Raw genomic sequence first — 18,652 nt, 5'->3', positions numbered from 1 at the left:
GTGGGCGCGGCGCTATTGCGCTCGCGCAGATCTTTCGTTGCGCCAAGTGCCTTCTTGCTTGAGCTTGTCAGCTACCTCCTTGGGCATATATCGCTCGTCGTGTTTTGCTAGCACGGTGTCGGCATGAAAAAGGCTCGGTCCTTCCACGGTGCCCTCAGCGACGATGCCCTGTCCTTCACGGAAGAGATCCGGCAGCAATCCGGTGTAGCTGACTTTGACCTCGTGCTTTAGGTCTGTCACCGCGAAGATGACAGTCGACGAACCCTCATGAGTAAGTGAACCACGTTTCACTAGGCCGCCGATGCGCAGCCGGGTGCCTGGCGGCGGCGCGTTTGCGGTCAGTTCGCTCGGCCCATAAAAGAAGACGATACTGTCACGCAACGCGAACAGGATGAGCCCTATCGCGATCGCCAAAGTGACCCCAGCTGCGCTGATGATAGCGAGGCGCCTGCCCTTTCGCGTCAAGATCTACTCCTCTAAACGAAGCTGTCGGACGAGTTCATCCACGCGGGCCGACGCTTGCGCATCGCCTGCTAGCTGAGCACGTGCGCTTGCGACAGCCGCCTCGGCCTTTTTGCGCTCACCCAATGCCACGTAAGACCTAATAAGTTGCAGCCATCCTTGAAGGTGATGGCCGTCCTTCGAGAGCTTCTCGGCGAGCTCCGCTACCATTCCCCGGATCGCGTTGCTCCGTTGCTCTGGAGGAAGCCCTTCAATGTCAGCTCGCGCTTGGCCAACGTGGATGTCACGAACCGCGGCAGCGAGGCTAAAATCTGCATTGGACGGCCTCGATGCGATCGGCATGTCGGGCTGGCCGGGAGCGCCGACCTTGAGGTACGACGCGAGCGCGACGAGCGGCAGGACTAAGACGATCGCCAAAGCCGCTGCGGCGCGTCGCTGACCTCCGCGGCGCGACGTATGCGACCAGCTCTCGGGCGCCGAGTTGAGTGACGCGAGTAGCCGGCGCTCGATCTCGGCGCGAGTCGTCACAGAATCCTCAGGTGCTAGCATTCCGCTGCGCACGTCCTCATCCGCTTCGGTTAGAAGATCACGATAGAACGTCACATCGGGATCGCGAGCGCGAAAGGCCTCGCGCCGCTCAGAGAGCGGCCGGGCCAGCGCCAGCACAACTGACGACGTCATCATTGCAAAAATGGCCCACAGCACGTCTTCAAAGACCTCCGTTCGTCCTCGCTATCGCACAGCGCACCACCCGCCGACATGCGCCGCCATTGAGGCTCGGGACACCTGACTGTGCCGCTTTCATTGCCCACTCGGAATTCCCGAACAATGTAGCGGACGGCGCACTACAATGCTGAGGCAAGAAACGCTCCTTCTTGCATTCACCCCCGGAAGGATGGAGAGCGTGCAATGCAGTCGTCATGGACGCTCAGCCTCGGCAATCGCGGCCATCAAACCAGGCCGACTTGCGTCCGAGATGCCACCAACCAGTTTGTACGCAATTGTGCCATCGCCCTTGATCACATAGGTCTCGGGAACGCCATAGACACCGAAATCGATCCCCGTTCGGCCCGAGCGATCAGTGCCGACCTGTGCGAACGGGTTGCCATGAGCGGCAAGATAGGCCAGCGCACTTTTGGGATCGTCTTTGTAGACAATCCCGGAGAGTTTCACGCCCCGTCGCTGCAGCGTGGGGTCGCTTGCCAACGACATCAGGGCCCCTTCCTCTTCCCGACATTCAACACACCATGATGCGAACACGTTCAAGATTGTCACGTGCCCTCGCCGCAAATCTGCGCTCGACAAGCCAGGTGGACCGGATGTTGAAAGCCCTTCGAGCGGCATAAGCGCAAATTGCGGTACTGACCTGCCGATCAGAGCAGAGGGCACGAGCGAGGGGTCACCGTCCCCGAGCCGCACTAGAAGCAATGTCGCAATTCCGCAGAAGACCAATAAAGGGATCACCACCCACAAGCGGGCCAGTGCGCGTCGGCGCGTCGACGCGCTCAATGATAGGTGAGTTGAGGCCTGGATGTTGCTCATGCGCGACCGCGCCGATCCGAGTGATCGAGAAGGCGAGCCAAGGTACGGCGCTGCAGACCATAGTCGATAAGAATCGCCACGATCATTCCCGCCAGGACGGTGCCCGTCACCAGAAATGCCGCCATTATGAATCCGTCATGCCGCAACATAGGTTCAGGAACCTAATTCGGCAGTCAGCATGCGAGCCAGCGCCGTTTCGCCACTAGCCGCCCGCGTGATCGCAAGCCGCCGGGCTCGGCGTCGCATGATCTCGTTGCGAACCGACATAACGTGGAGCGTCACGAACAAGAGCGTGTATGCGAGCGCCATAACAATCAGCGGCCAGAGCATCGAGCCAGCAATCGCCGAGCCCTCCATCCGGAACACCGACGCCGGCTGGTGAAGCGTGTTCCACCAATCAACCGAGAACTTCACAATCGGAATATCGATAAGACCCACCAGGGTCATAATCGAAACTGCTCGTGCCGCCCTGCTGGGTTCCTCGATTGTCTGCCAGAGCGCGATGAGACCGAGATAAATGAGAAGCAGAACCAGCATGGAGGTGAGCCGTGCGTCCCAGACCCAATAAGTGCCCCACATTGGTTTGCCCCATAGCGAGCCCGTGACGAGGCAAATGAAAGTGAAAGCTGCGCCGAGGGGCGCTGCCGCCTTTTGAGCCGCATCGGCGAGTGGATGACGCCATACCAAGGATCCGAACGCAGACATCGCCATGAATGTATAGGCAAGCATTGCGGTCCAGGCGGCGGGGACATGGATGTACATAATTCGCGCAGTCTCACCTTGCTGGTAGTCGGGGGGCGCGTCGAACGTTCCAAATAGACCAATCGCGAAGGCGACTGCTGTCGAACCCCAAAGCAAAGGCAGCAGCTTTGTGGCGAAGCGCACGAAATTGCCTGGGTTGCTGTAAGCGCTAAAGCTCAGCTTCAACTTTCGATCTCCTCGAAGCCAACCAGCAGGCGGGGAATCGTTCGCTTCGTAACGCGGCTCGCGTAGGGATCCGCTCTCGTTTCGCCTGCAAGGCCGATGAGTATTGCATCACACGAGGCACGGGTTCGCAAATTACCCTCGGTTATCATTTCGATGCCTGAAAATCGGAGATTAGACATTTCTATCGAGAGATCCGCTTAGTCCATCACGCGGATTTTGCACGAAGTGGATTTAGCCACGCTCTGAGCCTCGGTGTTGTGTAGTCACTTAGCTGACAAGGAGGAGGTGGACAGCGGGTGGGATACGCGATTACCTGGAGAAACGGCCTCGCGTCTGACGCATGCCTATCGTGATAACGATTGAAGCATGCAATAGCTATTCGCACTCCTCGCTCGCGGCGCTCGACTCGGAGGGGCAGTTATCGCCAGGCGGATAGTCGAGTGCGGTAAAGCCTCGCGGCTTCTGTCTGCAGAAGCGGTTCGTCGTGTGGAGCGAGCGCCTTAAGCTTTCGTATAGGACCCTTGCTCAATTTGGATGACTGGTCTGTACTGGCGTTCAATTGAGCCGCCGATCGCGATCATCGTATGTATGAAGCCGCGATGGTCCCCCCCGCCATCGCTGCCCATCTTGGGCTCCTCCCTAGACTTGGGCCGCTTGTGGCAACGCAGGCGGCCCTCCTTTGCGTACGCCCATTCCGATTAGACCGGCGTTTTATTCAACCAATACCTCTGTACTGTCGCTTGATACCTGCGCCCAATGGCGTCAATCACGCGCTCCGTGCTAGCTATTGATACGGAATGAAACGCAACGGAACCGGCCCGCGAGCAGGCAGTTGCAGGATAAGGTCGGCGGCGTAGCGCCCGACCGACCTTCCCCTGACCGAAACGTGCGTCGCCGATCCCGCAAGCCCTTAGTTCGACGGTTCGCTGCGGAGAGCCGGCCATGAAAAACATCGTGCATCTCCTAATCTGGTTTTGGCGAGGGAGCCCGGCGGCGCCCAACACACAACTTGGGCCTATGGCCGAAAATCGGGATCAATCCAGCATGGCCGACTTTGTCCGCATCCTGCAGGCCTACGATCATAACCAGTACGGCGGGAGTTAGGGATATCGAAATCGGCTTACCAAGTCTCATGGGCCCAGTAGAAAACGCGCGGTCGCGGGGCCGCCATCATCGGTACCTTTCTAAATGGCCATCGCGGTCAAGTGCACCGGTAGACAATCGGCCACGCTTCTTCGAAGCCACCCTTCCTGATCAAACTCGTGAGAGCGATCTCTCGCCAACCATAAGTGGTCGATATAGTTCTGACCGCGAGAAGATTAGGCGCGCATCTCGGTTGCACTCGACACAAAGTCGCAACCTAGGGCGGACGCGATGATCTACTACCTCCGAGCGATTAATGGTGTGTCTGACGAAATTGTTCGCCGACGACATATTGGCCTCCGGGTACAGAGCACGGAATTATTGACTTGCTTCGGGCCGGACTAGTCGGCGGGACTAAGTAGAGCTGCACTAAAATGGGGTCCAGGCCCCAACAATAGGCGCCGGAACAACAGTCGTAGCAGGCAAGGACCCGCCGCCCCGCCTTTCTGGTATTGTGTTTCTTCGTAGCATGCGCGCGACGTTGAGGGACATCTAACAGAATCGGGGGCGCGCACGATGGTTCAGAAATCCGAGTTGGTGATCAAGGCCCCGCACGAACTAAGTCGAAGCTTGGATATGCGAAAGTAGCAGTCCGGCTCCGCGAAGGTTTATCCCGGTTTCGCCCTTCCTATCAGACGCGCAAATGCGAGTGCAATTGAGGGCGAGGCTGTCGCACGGCAAGCTCACCTCGAGCCATTCGCCGCGCATTTCGGGCGAAGAAAACCGGCGCTCGACCTGCTCCCCACGCACGGTCACCGCCACCGTGACAAACGAACGGATGAACAAGGCCTGAATAGGAACCCGGAGGTCGAACCCATGCGTCTAGCCGATAGAAGGCAGTTGACAGCACGAACCCAATTTAAGCGAACAGGAGAAGTGATCTCAGAAGGCCACCTACTACTTCCGACGCCCAAACGGGGAGTCAAACTCCACCAAGTCCGTTTACGCAGCGACTCGGAGACGCTACGCGATTCCTCGCGGGACCATGACGATCGGCAACAGGTTCCAAATTCGCAAGTGTTGCTCCCGATAACCCGGTCCCGAAACATTGAAGACGACCATGCCTCCTCCGCTTTTGATACAACCCGCCGATTGGACAGTCACCTCGTGGCGGACGCGATCCATCCTGTCGTTGAAATCTCTCCCTCCCACGACGTGGCACGCCTCAAGGTAAACGGGCACGGAATGGCGGCCGAATCCGTGCGATTCACCGGACGAGGCAAAATCCAAAACCATTTCCGGGCTCCAATGCATATGCTCGTGATGTACGAGAAGGGAGAGCGCCGGGACGGAGAGACATTCGTGGAGGGGCTGCCGCGATCTGCGCTCCGAAAACTCGAGCGGAAACTGACATTCGTACCGGCGGGCCGCGAATTTTTTGACTGGCACGAGCTGCGCGGGTCCCAGATGCGGCTCATGTACTTCTACTTCGAGCCGGACAAGCTTTCGGGCCTTTCTAATCCAGGTCTCGCTGGATCCTCGGTAGCTCCACGTCTGCTATTCGAGGACGACACACTCTGCCACACCGCACTCAAGCTGAAGACGCTCGTGGATGGCCCTGCAGCAGACCCACTCTACTTCAGCAGTCTCGGTACTCTGCTCATACACGAACTCGTACGCTTCACTTTCGGGCTGCCCAGCATTAAACCTCAACTCCAAGGGGGCCTTGCCCCGTGGCAGCAACGGCTTGTCACCGCCTACATTCGCGAGCATGTCAATGAGCGAATACCTATCCGCATATTGGCACAGCTGGTGCGTCTCAGTCCGCATCATTTCTGCCGGGTATTCAAGCAATCTCTCGGAATGCCACCACATCGCTATCAGACCAACCAGCGTGTTGAGCACGCTAAGTTACTGCTGGCGGGCCGGTCGGCTTCGATGACGGAGATCGGGCGGGCGTTAGGTTTTAACAGTCGTAACGCGTTCGCGACGGCGTTCCGGAAGGCAACAGGAATCGCACCCGCCGATTACCGCCGAAGCTTGGATTCTCGTATGACAGAAGAATGACCGGAGACTTCGCGACCACTTTCACTAATCGGGAGGTGAAGGAATCTCGGCGCAACATTGCGATGAGAACGATCGGGCTTTCGCGGCCCGTTAGCAGCTGAGGAGATGCCTCCAGGAGGGGCAGCCTAGGCGCAGCCGTTGCCGCAACCGTAGCTTCGAGCGCCTAAATCCCACTAAATCCTAGACCGCCAAATCCGTTAACAAGCGCCGAGTCGGAGATCTGGGCCTGCGATGCTCCCATAGCCGCCAGCAGTTGTGAGGTCGATCTTGTCATTCTGTGGCTGCGCGCCGGAAGAATCTTGGCGAAAACGAATCACAAAGCACAGACGTCGTCGTTCCGGCCCTACTTCTCGGGCGCTCCGCAAATCTTGGGCGCTGGCGATCATTAACCAGGCGAACTTCTCGCGGCTAATAATGCGGCGTTCCACCCTGGAACTCGCGTGCGCGTCATGCGTTGAATGACCTTCGCGAAGGGTGACACACGATTTGTTCGCGTGCAGGAGAGAAGCACCAGTGGCGCAGCATTCTATTCGAACGCTTGCGGTAGCGGAGGAGACAACTATTGTCGTTGTGGACGACGACAAGGACTTCCGCGATTCACTCGGAGCTCTCTTCAGCTCAGTCGGGTTCAAGGTCAAGCTGTTTGGGTCGGCCGCGGAACTGCTCGAAACCGGCTTGTTCCCCGACGTGGTGAGCTGCCTCGTACTTGATGTCAGATTGCCGGGTTTGGGCGGCCTCGATTTGCAAACGGAGCTGTCGAAAAAGAGCGCTTCGATTCCTATCATCTTCATGACTGGCCACGGCGACATTCCGATGTCGGTCAAGGCCATGAAGGCAGGGGCTGTGGACTTTCTGACCAAGCCGTTCCGAGAGCAAGACATGCTGGATGCGGTGACGATCGCGCTGGATCGGGATCGAACGCGGCGGAAGACTGAGCAGCGGCTCACGGACCTTAGGTCGCGTTACGAACGATTGAGCCCGCGCGAACGAGAAGTATTGGCTCTCGTGACCACTGGTTTAAGAAACAAGCAGATCGCTTTCGAACTAGACGTCGCTGAGATCACCGTAAAGGCGCACCGTGCCCATGTGATGCAAAAGATGGGTACTCAATCGCTGGCCGAGCTTGTCAAAATGGCGGAGACGCTCGGCATAAAGTCGCCAGGGTCCTGATCGCTTTGCGATGGCATATGTTTCCATCGGCGAGGACCTTGTTGGCTGCGCAACTCAATCGATGTTCCCGATCTCACGAAGGCCCTGCACGACCCCGGGGTCAGACTTCAGGCCAGCCAGAACCGGCTTGGACTATCAGAAGCTCTGCATCAGTTATTCCAAAGTATAGCATCGATTGTTCCGAAGTGTGGTGTTTCCCGTCCACCGTATAATCGCCGATCCAGAGCCTTGTCGTTATGTTACGCTGACTGCATAGTCACCGTGCGCTCCTGGAGATGGACACAGACGAGAGATGCGGCGCACCGCATCCCCAACAATCAGGGTGGGGATATGTCTAACGAGGTTCGCATTTCGATCATCGATGATGATGACCAATCTCGCGCGGCATTGACGGGCCTCATGCAGGCGATGGGGTTTGAGATTGAGGCCTTCCCCTCCGCAGCGGATTTTTTGGCGTCTCCCAACTTCTGCCATGCCTCCTGTTTGATCGTTGATGTCCATATGCCGCAAATGACGGGGATCGAGCTGCACAGCTTCTTGACCCGATCTGGCTATGACCTTCCAACGATTCTGATTACAGCTTACCCGGATGACAGCGCGCGAGTTCAGGCTCTGCGTCACGGCGTCGTTTGCTACCTGGCCAAACCAATCGACGACGAGGATTTGCTCGGATGCGTCCAATCTGCTCTGCAGCGCACGAAACCAGATAAAATTTGAACGACCGCTAAATGGGTTGCCGGCGCTCGACGAGAAGTTCGGTTATGCTGTGGTTAGCGTTCGGCCCGGTTATCGTGAAGTATGGACTAAGAAATCGCTGCCTTTACTCGTCCGTACGAGCTTCGCAAGGAGCTCCGAATTTCAACAAGTGATCAAGAGCCCAAAACGGCAATGGCTAGGACAATAAGCGAAAGGCCCGATTTCTCATTGGGTTTTCGCGATCAGTTCACCTGAGGAAGAGACATATCTGAACAGTTTGCGCAGAGGTACGGTCCACGGGCTAGTCATAAGCTCGACCGACTAGAGGCGTCAGGCGGACCGCTATTGGGCTATCATTTCCGATTGAACGATGCCCCTCTTCCATGGCGTCTATTAACGTCATCGGAAATGGGCGGAAAAAAGCGGCGCGAATGATCAAGCAAACCATCTTGGCCACCACACTATGCGCGCGGAGCCGCTGCTCAACACCTCAAATAATTTCTACGGGTGGGACGAAAGCCGAGCCGCACGTGCTCAATTCAGAATAGTTCACGCCCGCAGGTGAAGGTCTAACATTGGGTTCGGATACTCAGCTCGAAGATCGTTGCTCTTTGAACGGGTCACCATAGATGTGATAGCCATTAAATTCCCATAGACCCGGCGACTCGCGATCCAAGAACTGGATCCCGCGCACCCACTTCACGCTCTTATACGCATAGAGGTTTGGCACCACGAGCCGCAGCGGGTACCCGTGCTCGGCCGTAAGGGGTTCGCCGTCATGCCGCAGGGCTAAAATTGTAGTCGGGCTCAGAAAATCCGCGATTGGTAGGTTTGCCGTGTACTTGTTCTCGCCATGGACCATCACATGCCGCGCTTCTGGCCGCAACTTCACTCGCTTCATCAATTCTGTGACGAGCAATCCTCCCCAATTGTTGTCGAAGCGGCTCCAGCCATTGACGCAGTGCATGTCCGCAGATAGCTCTGTCTGCGGCAGATTAGAAAACTCTTCCCACGAAAGCCGCAGCTGCACTTCTACTAGCCCGAATACGCGAAAATCCCACGACCCAGGACGAAAGAGCGGCACCGAGCCCACATGTATCACCGGCGACTTCAGCGTCAGCGACTGTCCGGGGGGAAGCCGCCCGGCGGCAAGCATCTCGCGCTCCCGTTCGCCTCGATGCTTCGATCCCACACTCACCTCCACCACGAGCTATAGTGCGTCTGGTCGGCTCACGTAATTTGCGCAACGGCGAGCCGGGTTGCGGCAGACACGCCAAATATTGGGTCTCCGAGCCGCAACCCGTCAAATTGCCGGTGAATCTCTAAGCGGCGAAGCGATCTTCACTGCTCGTCTTCATCAGCTCTGACATCAGAACCACTTGCAGACTTGGGCTCAAGGCCAGGAACAGTCTTGCTGGTGTTGTGACGGAAAATATTAACTGCTCCGATCACTTCGTCCTCGTTGTCACGAATAGGAAAGACATTCACGAGAGCTAGAAGACGATAACCGTCGGGCTGCTCGCAAATCACATCGGCGTTTCGAACAGTGCCGCCGTTATTGATCACCACGGAAGGTGGAGCATGTTCGTGCGGCATCACTTCTCCTGAGGGATAACGCAGAAGGTGTGACCCACAAAACTTCTCCGAAGTTCCCAGAGACGGCGTGCGTCCCCAACCTGCAATCGCAGCTTTGTTGCACTTGACAACGGTCGCATCCTTTTCGAGGACGTATATTCCTACTGGGATGGAATCCATTGCCGCCTGGTCTGCAAGAATTCCTTTTGCGACGAGGTGCCCATCGACGATTTCTCCTCGGAAGTCGATTTTGTCGAAGTCACCCTGCAAAATCATCGTGCTTGTTGCGTTGGTTGCCATTTTCAACCTCCTTTGCGTACCCACATTGTTCATAAGACCTATTCGGCCTTACACTCGAATTTGAGTAAGCATAGTCTCGCAGATCATTACCGTCGTCTCACCGTGCGCCGCACGATGTCTCATTTTGCGCCGATCGCCATTCGGTTGTTATTCAGTTAAGGCCACGGAGAGGCGGGTGCGGTGATCAGCTCGCCCGCTGAAACGAGACGCAAAGGAACTCTCCACGTCCGCCTCAAAAAGTGGCAGCCCCCAAAGTGTGGCACGCTCGCTTTGCCCATGTGACCGGTCTAAGGTTAGTTTCCAAGGCATTTGGTCGGCCCACGGGATGGTCATGCAAGTCCATTTTTCCACGGACCATATTGCGCCGCACGACCGCGTAAGGTTCTGGTGCGACTATTTCGCGAAGCAGGCCCATAGCATCACGCCGGGCGAGGTTCCGGATCCCGCTGCCTTTCGCGCGGAAGCGAGTGGATCGATTGTAGGCGAATTTGCGCTGCTGGAGATAAGTTCGGGACTTGAGAGGGTCCAACGGACGGCGGCCGACGTTGCCAGGGACAAGATCGAAGCGTTTTTCGTCCGCCGATTTCGCGCGCCGGTCATCTGGAGGGCCGCGGCACGCAGCACGCCAGTCGACCTGATTCATGAGCCCGGTGATTTCTGCATAAGCTCGACCGAATGGCAATTCGACGCGGAATGGAAAGGCCCAGCGTCGTTCGACATGCTGATCATCCCGCGGGCTGCACTCTCGCCGATTATAAGCGGGGGCCGACTGGAACGCCCGTATCGGTTGGCCGGTGCCTCGCCGCTCGGCTCGCTGCTCGGCGCAGCTATTGATGCGGCGAAGGCGCAAGCCCCGCTGCTCTCGAACGAACACTGTGAAGCCGTGCTGCGCAATCTCTGCGGTCTCGTGGCACTGAGCTGTAACATCTCCAACGAAGGCATCAGTCGGGAACGAGATTCGCTACAATCGGCGCGGCTCGCGGCCGCCAAGCGTTACATCGACCTGCATCTCGCCGATCCTTCCCTGACCCCCGCCAGCGCCGCGGCCGCACTCGGCATCTCGGCGCGCCAGTTGCATCGGCTGTTCGAGGCAAACAATGTCAGTTTCGCCCGATACGTTTCGCGCGAGCGACTGCTCCGGTGCCGCGACGCCGTCGCCGACGCGACGGGAACCGGCCGATCGGTGATCGATATAGCTTTTGGCTGGGGGTTCAACAGTATGGCGACGTTTTATCGCGCGTTCGCAAGCGAGTTCGGTAGCCCGCCCACCATGCTGCGTGCTGCATCGCAAGGACGAGCGAATGGCCAGCGCACGACAGGGAAGGACACATCGTGAATGTTCGGGGCGATCTCCCGCTTGGCGCTAAATGAGGCGTTGCTTGGCGCTAAACGAGACGACCTCGCAACTGCTTCCGTGTGAATGATGTCGTGACCCACGGAAATCGCGCGCCAATGAGATGCGTCAGGTTGCACGACGCTTTTATGCGCCTGGGGTGTCGCATCCGATTGCTATCATGTGTCGCGCGCAGCCGAGTGAGCCGCGCCCGCACGCAAAGGAAATGACATCGTGGATGCTGTGCAGCAGGAGCTTGTTCAGACCACCTTCGCCCGGCTGGCGGCGATGCCTGAGGTCGCCGGGGCGTTGTTCTACGAGCGGCTATTCGCCACTAATCCGAATTTCCGGCCGCTATTCAGAAACAACATGCGTATTCAGGGCGTCAAGCTAATGTCCATGCTCGCTATGGTCGTCTACAATCTACCCGCGCTGGATCAACTTTCGCCTGCGATCCGTGACCTTGCCGTCCGCCATGTCGAGTACGGGGTTAAGCTCGCCGACTACGACGCGGTGCGGGAAGCCTTGCTCTGGACCCTCGAACAGGCGCTTGGAGAGGATCTCACGCCCGCCGTTCGTGAGGCGTGGACGGTCTGCTACGATGAGCTCGCGGGTGAAATGAAGGCGGCGGCCGGCGTCTGATTTACGATCTCCCGCCTGGCACTAAGCGACTTTTTCTTCTCTGGAGGCAGTGATCCCGATATGTCCGTTCTGGGTCTTGGTTGTGTGCAAACGGATAGGATCGGCGCGCGGCCGTTGTCGGCCGACGTTTATGACCTCGCGCGCAACAATCAGTTGGTGTCGCGGTGTCCACCGCGACCTGGACATTATAGCCGACGACACCCGATCCGCGTCCGCTGGTGGCCATTGAACGGGCATCCGATCGGTCAGCGATATCTGTTGATCCGGCGTGTTGCGCATCGTACGCATACGACGAGACCGCCTGATGACGCATGCGCGCGAGAGCCGAGTAGCGCTATGATAGCGCTGCGTGAAGGTTAGGCAGCTTGCTGATCGGTGGGTTCGTCGGCTTGGCGCGGGAGCTTCCATTCCCAGGGCAGCAGTTCGTGCAGACGCGAAGCGGGAAGATCGGCGATCCGGGCGAGGACGTCGAGCCCGAGCCGACGACGAGGTTGAACACGCCGGCCGGAATGCCGGAGCGGGTGATGATTTCAAGCAGTTCGGCTGCGGAAGCCAACACCGAACGGAACAAGCTGCTGAGCGCCCCGCGAGTGAGCGGATCATCATCGATCACAAATACGATCTGGCCTTCTGAGTCTAGAATGCTAAGCACGCCCTCTTTCATATGCGAGTTCCCGTTTCACAATTGGGAGCTCATGCGAACAGAAAGCCATCGCGGTTCACACCGCGCATCGGCCAAGCATTGCAGAATATAGCACTATCGATACACCTGCGACACAACTGGACACGCCAGTTAGATGACGGGCTCAATTTCACGGGCGAACCTGCTTGGAGAGATGCCAGATAAATCATGGTGCGATAAGATGGCTCAGGTCTACTTACATTACGTCGAGAAATATTCTTTGCGGCACCGCCATCGCCGATTTGGAGGATGCGCATGACCATGCCGCGCGCGTCGTGCGCTCGCCCGTTTTGGCGAATTACCGAAGGGATTGGCGCAGCGCGCCCTGCAGGGAGATGATGTCTGCGTCGAGACCTTTGTCGCGGCGCTCCCCAACGCCGTCCAGAGAACAATGATCCTAAGAAGATAACTCCCAGAGCACTAGGGGCCGTCGCCATCCTGGTTGGCTCTCGCTAGAAAGTTTCACTTCGTTAGAAAGATTGAACCAAGTCTACGCTCGGCCATTGGTACTTCGTTCCTGTGAGCATCCTATCCAAATGAATACTCTGAAGTGGTGATGCTGTGGCAACAAGAATGTCACCTATCCCGCGGCTCTCGGGGTACGTGCTGGTGCCTCTGCGAGAAAGCGCGGACTTTACCCTTTACCGCGGCCGAAAGCACGACGATCCCTCGCCGGTCCTAGCGATCGCACTCTTCGAACAGCCGTCGCCTCAGAGTATCAGGCGGCTCATGCACGAATACTCGCTCAGAGCCGAACTTGATCCCGCGTGGGCTGCCAAGCCTCTGGCCATTACTCGCCACGAAGGGAGGACGATCCTCTTACTCAAGGACCCTGGCGGTCAGCCGCTGGATCGGATTCTTGAGCGTGACCAGGGGCAACCGCTCGACCTAACTCGTTTCCTTAGCACCGCCATTGGGTTGGCAAGGACACTCGGTCAAGTCCATCAGCAGGGCCTCTTACATAAGGATATCAAGCCTGCGAATGTCCTCGTCGACGACACCGGCAACGCGTGGCTCACGGGATTCGGGATTGCGTCCCAACTTCCGCGCGAGCGCCAGTCGCCCGAACCTCCTGAGCTCATAGCGGGAACGCTCGCCTACATGGCACCCGAGCAGACGGGACGAATGAATCGTTCGATCGACTCTCGGAGCGATCTTTACTCGCTTGGAGTGACGTTTTACCAAATGCTGACCGGGAGCCTGCCATTCACGGCCTCCGATCCGATGGAATGGGTGCACTGCCACATCGCCCAACAACCAGCCGCACCCAGCGAGCGAGTCGGAGCCGTGCCGGCCTCGGTGTCTGCGATCACGATGAAGTTGCTCTCCAAGACGGCGGAGGAACGGTATCAGACAGCGGCGGGGGTTGAGAGCGATCTTCAGCGCTGCTTGACACAATGGCAGTCCCGGCGACGGATCGATGACTTCACTCCTGGCGCTCGAGACGTCCCCGATCGTCTCAGGGTCCCCGAAAAGCTGTATGGGAGAGACCGGGAGGTTGACTGTCTGCTCACTGCCTTCGACCGCATCGTTGGCGGTGGCCGGGCGGAACTTGTGCTGGTCTCTGGCCACTCTGGCATCGGCAAATCCGCGGTCGTCAACGAGCTTCACAAATCGCTCGTACCACCACGAGGCTTGTTTGCCTCAGGCAAATCCGAACGCGACAAGCGCGACATTCCGCATGCCGCCTTGGCCCAGGCGTTTCAGAGCCTGGTCCAGAGGCTCCTCAGCCAAAGTGAGGAAGACCTGCGCAAATGGCAGGACACACTTCGTGAGGCGCTGGATGCGAACGGACTTCTCCTTGTCGATCTCGTTCCGGAATTAAGGCATGTCATTGGCGAGCAACCGACAGTGCCTGAATTGCCGCCGCAGGAGGCGCAAAAACGTTTTCAAACTGTATTTCGACTCTTCATCAGCGTGTTTGCGCGGGCTGAACATCCCCTCGCCCTGTTCCTAGATGACATGCAATGGCTGGATGTCGCAACACTTGACCTCCTCCAAGATCTGTTGACGCACAGCGATTTGCGGCACTTGCTGATTATTGGTGCGTATCGGGACAACGAGGTCAATGCCACCCACCCTTTAGTACGGAAGCTAGACGCGATCCGTCAGGCCGGAGCGGCGGTGCAGGACATCGCTCTCACGCCACTCAGTCGCGGCGATCTAGGTAGACTGCTTGCAGACACCCTTCAGTGCCGACTGGCGCGTGCCGCCCCGCTGGCGGAATTGATTCACGAGAAGACCACTGGAAATCCGTACTTCGCGATCCAGTTCATTTCTACTCTGGTCGATGAACGCCTCCTGACATTTGATTACAGCGCGCGGCGGTGGGTATGGGATCTGCGCCGCATCCGCGGCAAAGGGTTCACGGATAATGTCGCAGAGCTAATGATCGATAAGTTGAAGCGCCTTCCGCCCGCAACGCAGAAGGTACTCCAGCAGCTAGCCTGCATGGGCAACACCGCAGATTTCGAAATGCTCCGGATAGGCTATCAAGGCTCGCTTGAGAGCATGCACGACCGTCTCTTGGAGGCTGTGCGATTGGGCCTGATTTTCCGTACGGATAATTCCTATAGATTCACGCACGACCGCGTCCAGGAAGCAGCCTATTCGCTTATACCGATGGACCTGCGTGGCGAGGCTCACCTTCGGATGGGAATGCTCCTCGCCAGGCACACGCCCGCTGAAAAACGTGAGGAAGTGATATTTGAGATCGTCAATCAACTCAATCGGGGCTCTCATCTCATCACCTTTGTAGAGGATCGGGAACGCGTCGCAGAACTTAATTTGATCGCCGGCCGGCGTGCGAAACTCTCGACAGCATACGACTCCGCACTCAAATATCTCAGAGCCGGCAGAGCCCTTCTTCCAGATGAGACTTGGGAACGAAATCACCGGCTGATTCACTCAATCGAGTATCTGACAGCCGAGTGCGAGCTGCTGGCCGTTACAGTTGGGCTCGCAGCCGGGGATCCGCTCGAGGAAGTGCAAAAGGAGTGCGAGAACGGCTTGGCATTTGCTAGGCGGGTGCGTTTTGGCCTTGTCGTAGAGCGCTGCGGAGCTCAACTCGGTCTGATCCTTACCTTGCGCGGGCTAACTGCACAGTTCGGGCGTCTGGATCATGAGGGATACAGCGAAGTGGATACCGAACGCCGCTTGGCTAGCAGTCCCGATCTGCTGCTCGCTGAGTTCCATTACTGGACGCGAAAGCTGCAGGCGCATTTTTTGGCCGGAGACCTAGCGGCGGCGGTCGACGCCTCGCTGCACGCGGAACCTCTGCTGTGGACGTCGGCGGCGACTTTCGAGTTAGCAGAGTATCGATTCTATGGCGCGTTGGCGAATGCGGCGGCCTGGGTTCACGCCACACAGGAGCAGAGATCGTTGCATTTCGATTCTGTGCTGGACCATCACCGGCAGCTCCAAGCGTGGGCGGAGGTCGACCCCGACACCTTTGAAGACCGCGCTGCCTTGGTCGGCGCCGAAATCGCCCGCATTGAAGGCCGGGTGCTGAACGCTCAGGAGCTGTACGACCAGGCCATCCGCGAGGCTCACAAATATGGGTTCGTACACAACCAGGCAATTGCCAACGAGATTGCTGCGCGATTCTACGCGGAGCGTGGCCACGAGGAGATTGCGGTCACCTATCTGCGGGCGGCGCGGGCCTGCTATCTCCGCTGGGGAGCCGACGGGAAAGTTCGCCAACTCGAGGAGCTTCATCCACATCTCAAAGTGGACAAGTCAATTTCGGGTTCCACGGCGACGATGGTGACACCCAACGAGCAGCTTGATTTGGCTACCGTAATCAGAGTCTCGGAAGCGGTGTCGGGAGAAATTGTTTTCGAGAAACTAATCAACACGCTCATGAGTCTCGCAATCGAACATGCGGGTGCCGATAGAGGTGTCTTAATTCTGCCGCGAGGCGGCAAATTTGAAATTGAAGCAGAGGCCACAACCAGCAACGGCACCGTGAACGTTGTCCTGAAACAGGCACGCGTCACGTCCGCGGATCTGCCGACGTCTGTGTTTCATTACGCCCTTCGGACTAAAGAAAGCGTTCTCCTGCACGATGCTTCCGGTCAGAGCTCGTTTTCCACGGATCTTTATATTCGCGACCGCTGCTCACGTTCGGTACTCTGTCTCCCGATACTGAAGCAGACCAGGTTAGTCGGGCTGCTGTACCTGGAGAACAACCTCGCGACTGGCGCGTTTACTCCTGCTCGAATGGTGGTCCTCACACTACTTGCTTCCCAAGCGGCTATCTCAATTGAGAACGCCGGCCTGTACCGCGAGCTAGCAGAGCGGGAGGCCAGGATCCGACGGCTGGTGGACGCCAACATCATCGGCATTTTCGTCTGGGATTTTGAGGGGCGGATCATCGATGCGAATGACGCCTTTCTCCGCATTGTCGGATATGACCGCAACGATCTCGTCTCTGGTCGACTGGGTTGGCGGGATCTGACGCCCACCGAATGGCGTGATGCCGACGACCGACGAGCGGCGGAACTGGACGCGACCGGAACCGCACAACCCTATGAAAAGGAGTACCTCCAGAAGAGCGGCGGCCGGGTGCCAGTGCTGGTCGGGGCAGCGACGCTCGGTGAACGACACGAAGATGGCGTTGCCTTCGTGATCGACTTAACCGATCGCAAGCGGGCAGAGGAGGAAATGCGCGAGAGCGAGCGACGTTACAGTGAGATGCAGATGGAGCTTGTGCACGCGAATCGAGTCGCGACAATGGGCCACCTGTCCGCTTCGATAGCCCATGAAGTTAACCAGCCAATAGGGGCGACACTCAACAATGCCTCCGCCGCTTTGCGCTGGCTGAGCAAAGAACCAGCGGACCTAGAGAACGCTCGGCAGGCCCTCAACCGGATCCTTGCAAATGGCAATCGCCTCAGCGAAGTGGTCGGCCGCATGCGCGCTCTCTTCAAAAAGGCACCTCTCCGAAACGAAGACGTGGACATCAACGCAGCAATCCTCGAGGTCATCGCCCTGACCCGTGGTGAAGCCATGAAGAATGGCATTTCGGTGCAGTCACACCTCGTGGAAGGCTTGCCGCTCGTTCAAGGGGATCGGGTGCAGGTGCAACAAGTGATCATGAACCTAATCATGAACGCCGTCGAAGCCATGAGCTCGGTCCGTGAGGGGATGCGAGAACTAGTGATCGCCACTAGCAAAAGCGAGCCTGATGCCGTGCTTGTGGAAGTCCGGGATTCGGGTCCGGGTCTGAATTCTCTGGACCTCGAGCGCGTCTTCGAGGCGTTCAATACGACCAAGCCCAGTGGCTTGGGGATGGGTCTATCGATCTGCCGCACCATCGTCGAAGCGCACGGCGGACGTCTGTGGGCCGCCACCGCCGATCCTCGGGGGGCAATTTTTCGATTTACGTTGCCCTCACAGTCAAACCGAGCGGCGTGAACCGGCAACAAGAAGCGGATCTCGTTCGTGTGATCTCGTGCTCGATTTCAAGCGCTCCCCGTCGCCCCGCGACAGAGTCGCACCAACTATCAACCTCCCGCTGAACAAGCTCGATGCAATTCCGGGTCCTGACTTTACACTGGAAAGCCTCCTTTGCATTCAAGTTCAGAATCACGCCGGCCTCGACTAACCGACCTGACTTCCAGACCACCGCGGATTGTTCGAGCAATTGGGTTGAACCGGTGATGGCGACTATTGCGGTAGTGGTCACGCCAGGACGCGAGCGCCATGAAATAGAACCCAACAAACCCGCAAGAATGATTACGCTGTAGCAAGAACTGCGCTTAACGCCGCTATCAAGCCGCTCTATCTATTGCTGGCAAGACCACCCGAACACCGCAACGCTACGGACAACCATGATGCGCAACATGTTAACTGCGCGAACCGCATCGTCCGCGGTCTCGTTGGTGACCATCCAGAACGCAAAGTGCTATGACGACCTTGTGCGCCTACTGCGCTTTTAGTCCACAGGAGCCAACGCTCGGGCCGCCAAAACTAACGCTGGAGGATGAAATGCGCGACTGCGGAATTTCCACTGCGAAAACGACGTTTGATCCTGCTCTATCCAGTGTTACCAAGCGCCCCGCTGCTTGGCATCGCTCAAACTCCTCTTGCCAGGAGGGGCACTGTAAAAATCACAAACGTCAACGGCCGCTGGCGCGCCCGCGATTCCACATACAAACGCTGGCATCAAC

General features: G+C 57.8%; 14 protein-coding genes and 1 pseudogene. 6 read left to right on the top strand and 9 right to left on the bottom strand.

Features of this window, described 5'->3' with window-relative positions:
* Positions 1-12: 12 nt before the first annotated feature.
* The 5 genes from ccmE to FOM02_RS19625 all read right to left on the bottom strand — a co-directional run bounded on the left by ccmE (position 13) and on the right by FOM02_RS19625 (position 2,931).
* Positions 13-465 (bottom strand): cytochrome c maturation protein CcmE, encoded by a 453-nt coding sequence (gene ccmE, locus FOM02_RS19645; protein ID WP_265442020.1) that lies wholly within the window; start codon positions 463-465, stop codon positions 13-15.
* Positions 466-468: 3 nt separating this feature from the next.
* A complete protein-coding gene (gene ccmI / locus FOM02_RS19640) occupies positions 469-1,167 on the bottom strand; it encodes a c-type cytochrome biogenesis protein CcmI (protein ID WP_265442019.1) in 699 nt (232 codons plus the stop codon).
* Between the two features lie 213 nt (positions 1,168-1,380).
* Positions 1,381-2,004: a DsbE family thiol:disulfide interchange protein gene (locus FOM02_RS19635; RefSeq protein WP_265442018.1), complete on the bottom strand. Its 624-nt coding sequence runs from the start codon at positions 2,002-2,004 to the stop codon at positions 1,381-1,383.
* On the bottom strand, positions 2,001-2,129 hold the full coding sequence (locus FOM02_RS19630) for a hypothetical protein (protein WP_265442017.1): 129 nt from the start codon (positions 2,127-2,129) through the stop codon (positions 2,001-2,003). The genes FOM02_RS19635 and FOM02_RS19630 overlap by 4 nt, the downstream gene beginning before the upstream one ends.
* Positions 2,130-2,157: 28 nt before the next feature.
* The gene (locus FOM02_RS19625) at positions 2,158-2,931 is read right to left on the bottom strand and encodes a heme ABC transporter permease (protein WP_265442016.1); all 774 of its coding nucleotides are present in this window, start codon (positions 2,929-2,931) and stop codon (positions 2,158-2,160) included.
* A 2,250-nt stretch (positions 2,932-5,181) separates the two neighbouring features.
* On the opposite strand from FOM02_RS19625, the gene FOM02_RS19620 reads away from it, so the two are divergent.
* The 3 genes from FOM02_RS19620 (at position 5,182) to FOM02_RS19610 (ending at position 7,968) form a co-directional block, all read left to right on the top strand.
* Positions 5,182-6,081 (top strand): AraC family transcriptional regulator, encoded by a 900-nt coding sequence (locus FOM02_RS19620; protein WP_265442015.1) that lies wholly within the window; start codon positions 5,182-5,184, stop codon positions 6,079-6,081.
* Between the two features lie 513 nt (positions 6,082-6,594).
* Positions 6,595-7,251: a response regulator transcription factor gene (locus FOM02_RS19615; RefSeq protein ID WP_265442014.1), complete on the top strand. Its 657-nt coding sequence runs from the start codon at positions 6,595-6,597 to the stop codon at positions 7,249-7,251.
* A 330-nt stretch (positions 7,252-7,581) separates the two neighbouring features.
* Entirely contained in the window at positions 7,582-7,968 is a 387-nt protein-coding gene (locus tag FOM02_RS19610; RefSeq protein WP_265442013.1) for a response regulator transcription factor, read from the top strand.
* A gap of 568 nt (positions 7,969-8,536) precedes the next feature.
* Here FOM02_RS19610 and FOM02_RS19605 read toward each other — a convergent pair.
* Complete coding sequence (locus FOM02_RS19605) at positions 8,537-9,103, bottom strand: sulfite oxidase-like oxidoreductase (RefSeq protein WP_265442012.1); 567 nt, start codon at positions 9,101-9,103, stop codon at positions 8,537-8,539.
* A gap of 185 nt (positions 9,104-9,288) precedes the next feature.
* Positions 9,289-9,822, bottom strand: a complete 534-nt coding sequence (locus FOM02_RS19600) for a PAS domain-containing protein (protein ID WP_265442011.1) — start codon at positions 9,820-9,822, stop codon at positions 9,289-9,291.
* Between the two features lie 331 nt (positions 9,823-10,153).
* On the opposite strand from FOM02_RS19600, the gene FOM02_RS19595 reads away from it, so the two are divergent.
* Together FOM02_RS19595 and FOM02_RS19590 are read left to right on the top strand one after the other, a co-directional pair.
* A complete protein-coding gene (locus FOM02_RS19595) occupies positions 10,154-11,158 on the top strand; it encodes a helix-turn-helix domain-containing protein (RefSeq protein ID WP_265442010.1) in 1,005 nt (334 codons plus the stop codon).
* A 231-nt stretch (positions 11,159-11,389) separates the two neighbouring features.
* Complete coding sequence (locus FOM02_RS19590) at positions 11,390-11,797, top strand: globin domain-containing protein (RefSeq protein ID WP_265442009.1); 408 nt, start codon at positions 11,390-11,392, stop codon at positions 11,795-11,797.
* A gap of 111 nt (positions 11,798-11,908) precedes the next feature.
* Here FOM02_RS19590 and FOM02_RS19585 read toward each other — a convergent pair.
* Both FOM02_RS19585 and FOM02_RS19580 read right to left on the bottom strand, forming a co-directional pair.
* Positions 11,909-12,064, bottom strand: a pseudogene (locus FOM02_RS19585) (IS5/IS1182 family transposase); the annotation flags it as partial.
* Between the two features lie 67 nt (positions 12,065-12,131).
* Complete coding sequence (locus tag FOM02_RS19580) at positions 12,132-12,461, bottom strand: hypothetical protein (protein WP_265442305.1); 330 nt, start codon at positions 12,459-12,461, stop codon at positions 12,132-12,134.
* 747 nt (positions 12,462-13,208) lie between these two features.
* Between FOM02_RS19580 and FOM02_RS19575 the strand changes: the two genes are divergently transcribed.
* Complete coding sequence (locus FOM02_RS19575) at positions 13,209-17,897, top strand: AAA family ATPase (protein WP_265442008.1); 4,689 nt, start codon at positions 13,209-13,211, stop codon at positions 17,895-17,897.
* The last annotated feature ends 755 nt before the right edge of the window (positions 17,898-18,652 follow it).

Origin of the sequence: Bradyrhizobium sp. SEMIA, assembly GCF_014844175.1 — a bacterium.
Taxonomy (GTDB): Bacteria; Pseudomonadota; Alphaproteobacteria; order Rhizobiales; family Xanthobacteraceae; genus Bradyrhizobium; species Bradyrhizobium arachidis.
This window is presented reverse-complemented; position numbering and strand designations above follow the sequence as displayed.